The sequence below is a fragment of the Ekhidna lutea genome (assembly GCF_900188325.1).
Classification (GTDB): domain Bacteria; phylum Bacteroidota; class Bacteroidia; order Cytophagales; family Cyclobacteriaceae; genus Ekhidna; species Ekhidna lutea.
Window position 1 is genome coordinate 1 of sequence record NZ_FZPD01000009.1, and the last position, 11,685, is coordinate 11,685.

The 11,685-nt window shown below is 41.5% G+C and carries 16 protein-coding genes; all 16 read right to left on the reverse strand.

Going from position 1 to position 11,685, the window contains the following annotated elements:
- Positions 1 to 316 precede the first annotated feature (316 nt).
- Positions 317 to 757, reverse strand: a complete 441-nt coding sequence (locus CHB71_RS18485; RefSeq protein ID WP_089358454.1) for a YdbT family protein — start codon at positions 755 to 757, stop codon at positions 317 to 319.
- Positions 758 to 996: 239 nt separating this feature from the next.
- Entirely contained in the window at positions 997 to 2,781 is a 1,785-nt protein-coding gene (locus tag CHB71_RS18490) for a zinc-ribbon domain-containing protein (RefSeq protein WP_089358455.1), read from the reverse strand.
- Positions 2,782 to 3,035: 254 nt separating this feature from the next.
- Positions 3,036 to 3,641, reverse strand: coding sequence for a hypothetical protein (locus CHB71_RS18495; RefSeq protein WP_089358456.1), 606 nt, complete (start codon positions 3,639 to 3,641; stop codon positions 3,036 to 3,038).
- A gap of 266 nt (positions 3,642 to 3,907) precedes the next feature.
- Positions 3,908 to 4,624 carry a YARHG domain-containing protein gene (locus tag CHB71_RS18500; protein ID WP_144017493.1) on the reverse strand — a complete coding sequence of 239 codons (717 nt, stop codon included), beginning with the start codon at positions 4,622 to 4,624 and terminating at the stop codon, positions 3,908 to 3,910.
- 256 nt (positions 4,625 to 4,880) lie between these two features.
- Positions 4,881 to 5,168, reverse strand: coding sequence for a type II toxin-antitoxin system RelE/ParE family toxin (locus tag CHB71_RS19240; protein ID WP_089358458.1), 288 nt, complete (start codon positions 5,166 to 5,168; stop codon positions 4,881 to 4,883).
- Positions 5,156 to 5,338, reverse strand: coding sequence for a hypothetical protein (locus CHB71_RS18510; RefSeq protein WP_089358459.1), 183 nt, complete (start codon positions 5,336 to 5,338; stop codon positions 5,156 to 5,158). Before CHB71_RS18510 ends, CHB71_RS19240 begins: the two co-directional genes overlap by 13 nt.
- A gap of 268 nt (positions 5,339 to 5,606) precedes the next feature.
- A complete protein-coding gene (locus CHB71_RS18520) occupies positions 5,607 to 6,317 on the reverse strand; it encodes a hypothetical protein (RefSeq protein ID WP_144017494.1) in 711 nt (236 codons plus the stop codon).
- 262 nt (positions 6,318 to 6,579) lie between these two features.
- Positions 6,580 to 6,867, reverse strand: a complete 288-nt coding sequence (locus CHB71_RS18525) for a type II toxin-antitoxin system RelE/ParE family toxin (RefSeq protein ID WP_089358462.1) — start codon at positions 6,865 to 6,867, stop codon at positions 6,580 to 6,582.
- Positions 6,855 to 7,037, reverse strand: coding sequence for a hypothetical protein (locus CHB71_RS18530; RefSeq protein ID WP_089358459.1), 183 nt, complete (start codon positions 7,035 to 7,037; stop codon positions 6,855 to 6,857). The genes CHB71_RS18525 and CHB71_RS18530 overlap by 13 nt, the downstream gene beginning before the upstream one ends.
- Positions 7,038 to 7,312: 275 nt before the next feature.
- The gene (locus CHB71_RS18535; RefSeq protein WP_089358463.1) at positions 7,313 to 7,852 is read right to left on the reverse strand and encodes a hypothetical protein; all 540 of its coding nucleotides are present in this window, start codon (positions 7,850 to 7,852) and stop codon (positions 7,313 to 7,315) included.
- 266 nt (positions 7,853 to 8,118) lie between these two features.
- On the reverse strand, positions 8,119 to 8,580 hold the full coding sequence (locus CHB71_RS18540; protein ID WP_089358464.1) for a hypothetical protein: 462 nt from the start codon (positions 8,578 to 8,580) through the stop codon (positions 8,119 to 8,121).
- A 276-nt stretch (positions 8,581 to 8,856) separates the two neighbouring features.
- Positions 8,857 to 9,144, reverse strand: a complete 288-nt coding sequence (locus tag CHB71_RS18545) for an addiction module antidote protein (RefSeq protein ID WP_089358465.1) — start codon at positions 9,142 to 9,144, stop codon at positions 8,857 to 8,859.
- Complete coding sequence (locus tag CHB71_RS18550; RefSeq protein ID WP_089358466.1) at positions 9,134 to 9,451, reverse strand: type II toxin-antitoxin system RelE/ParE family toxin; 318 nt, start codon at positions 9,449 to 9,451, stop codon at positions 9,134 to 9,136. Before CHB71_RS18550 ends, CHB71_RS18545 begins: the two co-directional genes overlap by 11 nt.
- A gap of 315 nt (positions 9,452 to 9,766) precedes the next feature.
- Positions 9,767 to 10,207, reverse strand: a complete 441-nt coding sequence (locus tag CHB71_RS18555; protein ID WP_144017495.1) for a DUF2314 domain-containing protein — start codon at positions 10,205 to 10,207, stop codon at positions 9,767 to 9,769.
- Between the two features lie 251 nt (positions 10,208 to 10,458).
- Positions 10,459 to 11,172: a hypothetical protein gene (locus CHB71_RS18560; RefSeq protein WP_089358468.1), complete on the reverse strand. Its 714-nt coding sequence runs from the start codon at positions 11,170 to 11,172 to the stop codon at positions 10,459 to 10,461.
- A gap of 248 nt (positions 11,173 to 11,420) precedes the next feature.
- Complete coding sequence (locus tag CHB71_RS19275; RefSeq protein WP_407918767.1) at positions 11,421 to 11,561, reverse strand: helix-turn-helix domain-containing protein; 141 nt, start codon at positions 11,559 to 11,561, stop codon at positions 11,421 to 11,423.
- Positions 11,562 to 11,685: the final 124 nt, after the last annotated feature.

The window sequence follows — 11,685 nt, forward strand, 5'->3', positions numbered from 1 at the left end:
CCTCGATTCGTTGAGTAAGTTTTCGTTGGCCTCTTATTTTCCTAGTTCCGTTCAAGTTTATGGTGATTTTGCGAAGTGCGAGTATTGTCTCTAACGCCACGCTAGCAGGAGTGCGCCCCGAGCATGGCAGAAAGCACTAATATAGCGTAGCTGCCCAACACCTACAACGGCATCTACGAAGAACTGCAATTAGAAAGACAAAATCCAGAACCACCACAGTTGCTAGGAGAGGTGCGATTTCAGAATGGGTAGCGGAGCGGTGAAGGTCAGATGAAACTAGCAGAAAGATGCTTTGGCGCATTCGTGCTAGCAACTGTTACCAGCTTTTCTTTTCGGTTAGTATTCGTTCGAGTTCAGCTTGGTTCGTGTCAAGACCATTCAGTTCGATAACCTTTTGTTCGCCAGTTGTTAGATCTAGAATAAGTTGCCTAGCTCGTTTGTACCCGTCATAGAAGTTCTTGAAATTGAAAGAGTTCACAGAGGCAAGAGGAATTTCGTTCCAGTTCTTGCGTTCGTAAAAGCCAATTTTCTCAGAAGTTATTAGAAGTTCGGTGGGGTTCGTTCGCAGTTTGTTTAGAAGAATCCATGCCAAATAAAGGAGAATAACAGCTGCAACAGTTCCTGCAATTTTGGTTGTTTGTTCGGGAAAGGTATCAGTTAGAAAGAGAAAGTAAAGCGAGCTGAACACTGCTGCCAGAGTTAGTGCTAAATAAATAATCAGGTTGCTTTTCTTAGACTTTATTTCAGTTGTTGACATCTGCGCTATGAAGGAAAATTGCTGGTAACGCCTAGCTATCCGCCGTGTGTCCCGAGATAGCTAGAAAGCACTAATATAGCGGAACTGCCCAACCCCTACAACAGTAACTACGAAGCACTACGTTCCACAAGTCTAAGTCCAGAAAGAAGGAAGGTGGGGCGGGAGAAAACCTATCAGAATGGGCAGGGTAGCGAGCGAGTCCCGATGCTGTTTCAAAAAGCGCCAAGACACATGGCGGATCAGCGTCTGTTGGCATCCGTTTTTCTTCGTTTTCGTTCACAGTTCGGGCAGAATCTATGGTTCAGAATTGCGCCAATAGCCACAGTTCGGATATGGTTCACCTGACATTGGATTTTGAGTTTAACTCCAGAGTTCGTTCGGAAAATGTCAAGAAGTTGAAGTTGTTTGGACTTAAGGAGTTCAATAGCCCTTGTTTCACGTTGTTCTACTTCTTTGGTTTTGGTGTAGGTGTATACTTCTCTCGGATCCAATTCCAAGTTAGCCGCCTGTACAGGAAAAGGAATACCAAACTTTTTCAGTTGTTCGATAATCGTTGGTACTAAATCGTTCAGTTTGGTATCTGTAAAAACTTCTGGGATATATATGATTTTGATTCCTCTGCTGTCACATATTTTTCGCTTTTGCAAATCGTTTTGTTTAAGGTTCTTCTTGCCAAAACGATGATTGTATTTATCACTGTAGTGTTGAGTTCCTTGATGTTCAAAAGCAAGCTTTAATTCCTCGTTATATCCATCGAGTTCTAGTAAACGGCCATTTTTATTTCTTAGCCACTCTGGTCGAACTTTATTAAAGTGTTTGTTAAATATTTTTTCAAGGGCTAGGCGACAAACCCGTTCCCCGATTCCAGAGTTGCAAGTTGGACACCATTTTCCACGTTTTATATTGTTGGGAGTAGCGTCCCAAATATGACCTTCTGCGCATTGCCAAGTCACTTTGGTCATGTCGTTCTTATAGCTTTTTGAAAGACATTCACCACCTCTTTCAATGGCTAAATTTTGAACATCTTCAAGTGAATGGGGTGCGCTTCCATTACATTTCCTACACCATAATCCTCGTTTTATGTGTTGTGGGAATGCCCACCAGTCATGACCATTTTCACATTGTACATGGATGCGTGTTTGTTGATTAACATATTTCTTTGAAAGGCATTTTCCTCCTCTCTTTTCAATTATTCTTTTAAAGATTCCGATGTTGTCCCGTTTCCAATCATTCGCTTGTGATGATGAACAGCTTTTGCACCATCCACCTCTTTTAACGATAGATGCGGTTGTCCACCACTCGTGACCCTCCTTACAGCGAAAATGCATTTTAACCTTTTGGTTGATGTACTCCGCCGACAGACACTCTCCACCTTTTGAAGCAGCAATCTTTTTTAATTCCAATAATCTACTTTGCTTTAGTTCAGGTGTGTCTGCTCTGTACGTTCCAGCACAGTATGGACACCATGTCCTATTGTTTTTGATTACGCTTGCGGCAGTATCCCATTCATGCCCCTCAGAGCATCTAAAAGTTAATCTGTCGGTTTGTTTGGTATATGTTGTTGAAATACACACACCTTTTTTCTTCTTCGCATAGTCTTGGAAAAATTTAAGAGGTGTTCTTCTTCGCTTTCCAGCTTCTTCTCCTGAGCAGATTCGACACCAAGTCCCTTTTTTGACATTTGCGTATGAGGCGTGCCATTTGTGACCAGCCTTACATTGCCATTCGAGGTTTTCTTGGCTGTTTACATATTCGATGGATAGACAGTAGCCTTCTCTTGTTTTGGCTAATTCGTGACAATCTTCAATTGACTTTCTTAAGTGTTCTGTTGCCTTTTTAGCTGAACAAGATTTACACCAATTTCCTTTTAGAATGTTCACTGGAGCAGACCACCATTCATGTCCGTTTGCACATCTCCAATGTAGTTTTTTAGCAACTTTTATAAACTCATGAGAAAGGCATTCTCCTCCACGTTCAATCGCTAGTTTTTTAAAATGTTCAATATCGTAACGGTTTCTTGCCACATTGCAGTAATGGATGCCAACGCTCAGATATGGCGCTGTGGCCTCCGAGCTTATTTAATTCCGATAAAAGTAGCTTATCTGCCGGTGCATTCAAAGTATCAAGTACGCACTGCGATATGAAAGACAAAAACTCCCACGAGCAGCACTTATTAGAAAGTACATCAGATTCTTGGCGGCTGATAAGCGGGATGTTTAGCAGCCTCTTTGCAGATTGCTAAGTAAGGCCATGCGCAATATCGTCTGTTAGTGTCTGTTTATTCTTTTAGATAACGTTGTACTTGGACTTTGCAACTATCACAAAATGTGGATTGTAGCGAATAAAATTCTTCAGGGTTAACACCTGACGTCATTAGGCATTTACTGTTCCTCTTGCAATGAGCCAAACCAAGAGTATGGCCAATTTCATGTCTTGTAACTTTTAGTAAAAGGCTCTTATAGAACTTCTTGTCTTCACTTGCTTCATTCTTAATCTTGAACGTTGAAATAACCGCTGTTTTTCCGTTTTGGGTTCCTAATCCCCTAATTGAAGGGAATTGTTCAGTGAAATAAAGCGGTTTCTCGGTTATCGCCACTATTTTGTCAAATTCAGATTCTTTGTAAGTCTTCCTTAAATACCTCAGTAGTGAACTTGAAAGAACAGTGTCTTGCCCATTTTTCATAAGTTCGAATGGAATTGTTATTGGTAGTAACTCATTGACATTGCAGTTGTAATAAGCCCGAATGTTTCTTTTGATTTGCTTTACCTCTTCGAAGTTAGCTCCATCAATAGAGATAAGTGCAACTGTAAATTCATTATTGGGTGTTGAGCTGTTACCCGATAAAGTTAGAGCGATACCAATTAGTAAAAGACTCCTCATCATGTGCTACTAGATTGATTATAAATCCTGCAGTCAATAGACACTAACGCCACGCTAGCAGGAGTGCGCCCCGAGCTTGGCAGAAAGAAGCTAATATAGCGCAGCTGCCCAACACCTACAACGGCTTCTACGAAGAACTGCGTTTAGAAGTGAAAATCCAGAACTACCACAGTTGCTAGGAGAGGAGATACTGTCAGAATGGGTAGCGGAGCGGTGAAGATCGGATGAAACTAGCAGAAAGCACTCTGGCGCATTCGTGCTAGCAACTGTTATGGACTTTTTTTCGATTCCATAGCTCTTATGTTGGCTATGTTCTGCCTTTCTATTTCAGTTAAAAGGGGGTTAACATCCCGTTCAATTGGGTGATACCATTTTTGACGTTTGAAATGTTTTTCCATTTCTCCACCTTTCTTAAATACGTAACCATATCGAGCAAATATCTCATTACGCAAAATTTTCAAGTCAGCTAGGTTGTAGTTCATTAGTTCGCTAGTAGTTAAAACATCAAATTTTGTTGTTCTGTATTTCCCGCTGAAAAATGTCAATTTGTCTTCTGTCTGAAATATGCCAATTTCATATTTTTCGTCGTGGCTGTTTGGAGGGTTCTCAAGTTTTAATCCATTGATTTTTTCTCCTTTTAGTTCATATGTTACGAATTCACCGTTAGTTTCATCACTGTAAAATTTGTTGCCAACAATCCTTACGTTATGAAGGTTCTTGTACCTTGATTGCCAACCTCTAAGTTCTTCGTTATCTGAGTTAATCCACTCATGATCTTTTACTTGAGCGCATATCAGATCACCATCTATTGCCAAATAGAATTCAGACTCCCATTCAGACCAGCCAAATCTGTAAACACCTTCGTAGTTGTCTAATTCAGCAGGTTTCCATGTTCCTACCAAAGTTTCATCAACGTTGTAGTCAACTATGACTTGGGCGTTGGCGAATAGGGGAATTAAAAAAATGGTTAAAACTACAATTCTCATTTCTGGAGGTATTGTCCATAACGCCACGCTAGCAGGAGTGTGCCCCGAGCTTGGCAGAAAGAAGCTAATATAGCGCAGCTGCCCAACACCTACAACGGCTTCTTCAAGGAACTGCGTTCAGAAGCGAAAATCCAGAACCACCACAGTTGCTAGGATAGATGCGATTTCAGAATGGGTAGCGGAGCGGCGAAGATCAGATGAAATTTGTGAATAGCACTCAGGCGCATTCGTGCTAGCAACTGTTATGTGGCTGTTTTTATAAGTCTAGCAGTCGAGCCGAATGATGCACTGTAAGAATGTCGACTCGTTCGTCAGAAACCAAGCAATAAATAATGCGATAGTTACCCAAAATTAGCTCCCTTATCCTTGGGTTATCAAGTTCAGGCACTTCTCTACTAGAGTTTGGGTGCTCTCTCAGTTGTCGGGTTCGTTCGCGAATGCGTTTAATTTGAATTCTGGCATATTTTTTAGAATTCTGACCAATATACTCAGCGATAGAAATTAGGTCGTTCTTGGCTTGAGTTGTCCAGTTTATCTTAACCATTCAGGAAGTTCCTTGTCAAGTTGTTCGTCAGGAATTACTTCGTTAGCCTTTGACTGTGCCAGTCCGGTTTCGATTTTCTCGAGCAAGATAAGTTCGTCGATCGCTTGTTCAACCGAAAATTCTTGTGGAAGCTTGTTGATTGCTCCAATTACTTGTTCCTTCGTTAGCATATCTAAAGTTAAGAAGTTCTTTGCGAATTGCAGTTATGCCATATAACGCTCAACTAGCGAGAGTATGCCCACTAGTTGTAAAGAGCACTAAACTAGCGAAACTGCCCAACACCTACAACGGCTTCTATGGAGAACTGCGTTCCGCAAGTCTAAATCCAGAAAGACGAAAAGGAGGGAGGGGAACTAAAAGTAGCAGAATGGGCGGTGAAGCGGTCGATTTGCACTGAGATTGACAGAATGCACATAGGCATATTCGCGCTAGTGCCTGTTACATGGCGTTTTTTACCATCTTCTCCAGCGATTCAGTTGTTAGTTCGCTGTTCAGTTCTAGTTCTTGGTTAATGCGTAGAAACTGCTTGTTGTCAAGGTCGTCATACAAGCTAACCCAGAACTTCTTGCCCGTGTTGGTTCTGCCGATCATGTCGTTATCTCCCTCGGTGTTAGAAATGGTCAGAAACCTAGTTCGTCCGTTCGAAGCAAGTCCGACTATCTGATTTTTGGTGAAGTTGTTAGTTAGCCACTGGATCATGAAGTTATAACCGTAGAATCCAGTTCGTGGAATCTCAATGACAGAATAGGAGTCAGTTCGTGCAATAGAATGGTCTTCTAGGTTCACCTCTGGACAGCACTCGTCAGCCTCATTTAGTTCGCTTTCTATCTGTTCAGATGTTGAGTTGACTATGATGTACTTTCTAAAATTCTGGAAGTTGATCTGTTTTCGTTCCTTCGTTTTCTTTTTAGTTGTTGAGGGTTCGCGATCGATATACTTAGTTAGGTAGTTAACCTCAAACTTCTTTTCTAAATAGAGAATTATCAGTTCGAGTGGCAACAGGAAGAATCGTATGATGCCCCACATTCGTTCAAATGGTAGCAATAACATGCCAAGTATTCCTCGTCCAACGTCCTTAGGATATTTGATGATTGTTACAATTAGCGCAACAATCCCGATAATGATTAATCCTTCAAATACGTACTTCATTTGCGGTTGCGCAGGTATGCCATGTAACGCCACGCTAGCAGGAGTGCGCCCCGAGCTTGGCAGAAAGCACTAATATAGCGCAGCTGCCCAACACCTACAACGGCTTCTATGAAAGACTGCAATTAGAAAGACAAAATCCAGAACCACCAAAGTTGCTAGGAGAGATGCGATTTCAGAATGGGTAGCGGAGCGGTGAAGATCAGATGAAATTTGTGAATAGCACTCAGGCGCATTCGTGCTAGCAACTGTTATGTGGCTGTTTTTATAAGTCTAGCAGTCGAGCCGAATGATGCACTGTAAGAATGTCGACTCGTTCGTCAGAAACCAAGCAATAAATAATGCGATAGTTATCCAAAATTAGCTCCCTTATCCTTGGGTTATCAAGTTCAGGCACTTCTCTACCAGAGTTTGGGTGCTCTCTCAGTTGTCGGGTTCGTTCGCGAATGCGTTTAATTTGAATTCTGGCATATTTTTTAGAATTCTGACCAATATACTCAGCGATAGAAATTAGGTCGTTCTTGGCTTGAGTTGTCCAGTTTATCTTAACCATTCAGGAAGTTCCTTGTCAAGTTGTTCGTCAGGAATTACTTCGTTAGCCTTTGACTGTGCCAGTCCGGTTTCGATTTTCTCGAGCAAGATAAGTTCGTCGATCGCTTGTTCAACCGAAAATTCTTGCGGAAGCTTGTTGATTGCTCCAATTACTTGTTCCTTCGTTAGCATATCTAAAGTTAAGAAGTTCTTTGCGAATTGCAGTTATGCCATATAACGCCAAGCTAGCAGGAGTGCGCCCCGAACTTGGCAAGTTCCGATAAAACTAATGAATCTGCCGGTGCTTCCAAGTATCAGAAAGCACTGCGTTCAGAAAGATAAAAATCCTGCGAACTGAAGTCAGTAGAAAGCACTGCACTTTCCCAGCGGTAGATTCATGGTGAGGTTCCACTGAACTCTGTAAATTGGCAGTTGGCGCATTCGTGCTAGCGACTGTTACCAGCCTGTTATTTTGTTCGCGTCAAAGTTCGTTCGAGTTGGTTAGGCAGTTCGTCTCCAAGAGTTAGTTCATGGTAGTAAATATCACCATCTCGTTCACCTCCGTTGTAATCGAAATCAACAGTTAAAGTGAAAAAGTTGGCAAATCCGTTAAGCAGATTTTCGATATCAATAGTTCTGTTCCTCTTAACTTCTTCAAGTACTCCGTCAACCAGTTCGTTCGGAATGAAATAGAGTCCGCACATCGACTGAGCGCCAATCTCTATATAATGTTGATCTAGTTTATTCCGGTTCAGAATCTTAGTTAGTCCTGCTTGTCCAGGAATGAAACTTAGAAGATAAGTCCACCAAACGTTGCTACTCCATCCAGACCAAAGAAGTTCAAGTTCAGTTGATGTTCTCAGGTTACTGTAGAAATTCCTAGTTTGTCCACCCATACCATGAATCAAGAGAGAATGTTTATCAGAATGAATATCGGTGATGTTCGGGAGTTCCTTTATAATAGATTCAATTAAATCAGCATCAATTTCTCCGTCTATTTTTCGCATTGCAGGTATGGCTGGTAACGCCAAGCTAGCAGGAGTGCGCCCCGAGCTTGGCAGAAAGAAGCTAATATAGCGCAGCTGCCCAACACCTACAACGGCATCTACGAAGAACTGCGATTAGAAGAAGAAATCCAGAAGCAAGACAGTTGCTAGGAGAGAAGCAATTTCAGAATGGGTAGCGGAGCGGTGAAGATCAGATGAAATTAGCAGTAGAATGCTTAGGCGCATTCGTGCTAGCAACTGTTACCAGCTTTTTTATCGTTCAGTCGTTATCCGAAAAGAATATAGGCGACTATTAGGAGAGTTGGAATAGCTCTAAAGAAGACTGGAAATGTTGCGTTAATGTACTTTGTTCCCGTTACTTTAAGTCCAAGTTGGATCATCGTTGCAATCGAGATGGTTATTAAGCCAACATAAAGTAATGTAACGTATCCGTCATTGCCTAGTTCGAGAGTTGAAAGAAGAATCCCAATTGTCGCAACGGACGTTCCAATCCATAGAATTTTAGGAATAATTGTTAAAGCTAATAATTCATTGAAATCACCTAACTCTTCTCCTTCCTCTGGTTCAATATCTAAAGGTCTATAAGCACTCAAGAAAAATGTTATTCCAAGTCCAGCAAGACTGAGTGACATAAGAATTGGAAGCTCAGATCCGGTTAGTTGGAGTATAAAAGCTACTGCTAAGGTTGCCAAAAATACTCGTTCGAGATAGGGTAGTAGTCTGTTCATAGGTTAGTATGCGATATGAAGTGAATTGATGGTAACGCTCAGGTAAAATGCTGTGTGGCCCGAGCTTTTTAAATTCCGATAAAAGTAGCGATTCTGGCTCCAACTCACAACGGTTCAGATACAGCACGTTCCACAATATTTTTCCGAGTGGCAGTAAGAAAAGTAGAAAGACACAGACCTTTCCAAATGCCAGAAATCGCGGTTCAGTTGCACTGAAAATGGCAGATAGGCAGTAGCCACATGCATTTTTACCGCTTGTTGTGAGGCGTTTTTCAGTTAAGCTGTTGGGATGTTCAAGTTACCACCCACAGCTCTTAGTACTTTGAGAATAGTGTCAAACTGAGGTTTTGAACCCTGAGATAAAGCTTTATAGAGGCTTGGTCTACTCAAACCAGTTTCTTCAGCAATTTTTGACATTCCACGAGCTTTGGCGATATGTCCAAGAGCTGTTTTGATATCCTCAGCATCACCGTCTTCAAGCACGGTGTTCAAATACTCTGCAACCATTACATCATCTTCTAGATATTCAGCAATGTCGAATTTTGTTATCTCTTTAGTTGCCATCTTCAATTTCGTCTTTATAGTTCAACCATAAATCTTTGGCTTTATCAATGTCCTTCTGTTGCGACGATTTTGTTCCGCCATTGAGAAGTATCACAACTCTACCATTGTGTTCTTTCAAGTAGACTCGGTATCCTTTAGCGATATGAATTCTCAGTTCACTAATTCCTTGGCCGACAGGTTCACAATCTCCAAAATTTCCTTGTTCTTCAATTCTCTGGATTCTGAAAAGGATTTTGGCTTTTGCACGGTGATCTTTCAGTTTTCTAAGCCACTTGTCAAATACATCTGTCTTCTCAATAGAATACATACGACAAATGTATTCACTTGGATACAGTTATGCAATTTTAAGTTCGTTAGAATGTGCGTGATCTAGAGTATGCCTCACAACGTCTAACTAGCGAGAGTATGCCCACCAGTTGTAAAGAGCACTAAACTAGCGAAACTGCCCAACCTCCGCAACGGTATCCACGAAGAACTGCGTTTCGAAAGTCTAAATCCAGAAACACGAAAGGAGGGAGGGGGAAATGAAAATGGCAGAATGGGCGGTGAAGCGGTCCAATTGCACTGAAACTGGCAGGATGCACAAAGGCATATTCGCGCTAGTGCCTGTTACCTCACGTTTTTAATTGTTCAGGAGTTCATGGGCAACAGTTAAATAGTCACCCATTATTAGGGTGTCACCATGATATACAATGAAATCCTCAACGGCGTTGGAGCTAAATTCAATTGTGTCGAGATAGGATACATGTGTCACAACTTGTGGAATGTTGTCTAGGATTCCTAAGAATGAAGGTTCAGTTTGTAACAAGTTCACCCACATATGTTCTGTTGTTTCGCTGTTCTCAAATCCATACTTTACATAAAATGTCCAAGTCGAATCTGAGGAATACATGTTGTAAAGCCTCAAGAATTTGGGCATATTTTCTTGAGTTATACTCATAGCTCGTTCTACTTTCGGGTTATCGAATTCAAGAGTTCTTGTGTTTTGTTCGTCCCAAGATTTCGAGTTAGGTGTTGAGCAACTAAAACTTAGTATTAATATAAATATCTGGATTCTATGCATCTCGCATGTGAGGTAACGCCCATGTATGAGGCGTGTGCTCACACTTGGCTAATACCTGCAAAATAGTGAAGTCTGCCGGTGCTCACAACTTTTTAGATGGCGACACCTTTTGCAAATCCAAAACTCCCACGAGCTGAAGTCTCCAAAGAGCACAAATCTTTTCTCGGCGGCAGACGAAACTGGCAAGTTCTGATGTAATTGGTGGAAAGCACTCAAGCACATGCCTTATACATATTGTTAGACATAGGTTCTTAGTTTTCTTTCCAACCGTTTTCGATGTATTTTGGGTTAGGGGAAAACCCCCCAGCTCCGATATCTAAATCACCAGATTCGGGTATTCTAAATTCTCCCCAGTTACAGGTTTTAGAGTTTCCAGAAGAATAGCTCGTCCAAGTTCCGATGTATGTATTATTCATATATGAGTCAGAAAATCCCCCCGCCGCATCATATTTGATTTCATTTTCATTTGTTAGGTAGAATTTTGTGCTTAAGCTGCCCTTAAAAAAGCCAGTCCACTTTTGATTTTTGTTCTCAAAGAGTTCATAGGTGCAGTAGGCTTTTCCAAAGTGTGATACTTTGTTCATATCAACAAGACTCTCAGCTCCTTGAATTGCTGATAAAGGCGGACGTTCCTTAATCTCAGTTGAATCTATTTTTATTGTTCCGAGAAACGTACATCTGTTACCTTTTACTATGGAATAACCTCTTACATAGTAGGTTAGTTGGTCTGAATGATCCTTAATTACTTCATCAATTTGAATGTAAATCCTTTGATAGTTATCTCCAATAAATCCTCTGAAATCAGGTCGTTTGGTTGTGAAGAAATCGGGTTCATCTATGTCAGTCGATCCACCTGATGTCCAGATCTTAGATAAGTCATAATCTTTGATTTTGGCCAAACCATTTTGTTGTCCGTTTACGGTTCCAGAGATGAAAAATATGCAAGCAATGATGAATGTTCTCATGGGAGAGGCTTATGTCTAACGCCCAACTAGCGGGCTGTGGCCTAAAAGTAATAAATAGCGGAGAAAGAGCGAACCTGAACGGTGCGATTAACACTCAGAAACCACCACGAAACACAAGAAACCAAACCCAGCAGAAGGGCAGGGTAGAAAGCATCAAAATTAACCTGGCGGAATGGTGAGCGGTTTGGACCGATGAACTATGCACGTAACTCATGTGGCCATGCCTGCTAGTGTTTGTTACACACCGTTTACGCCACGTTTATTCTATTATTCAGCATCTTAACGTTGAAGTTCACCTTGGCTTCAAGAGCGTTGAATACTTTGAGAATCGTTTCGATAGTTACGTTCCCTGTGTTGTTCTCAAGTCTTGAAATCTGTGCCTTCTTCACTCCAATGAGTTCACCGAGTTGTTGCTGTGTAGGTTACGCTGCTTCCTGGCTTGTTGGATCATGTCTCCAATCAGTTCCAATTTGAGTTCAACCTCATACTGTTCGCGTTCAGGAGTTCCGACCT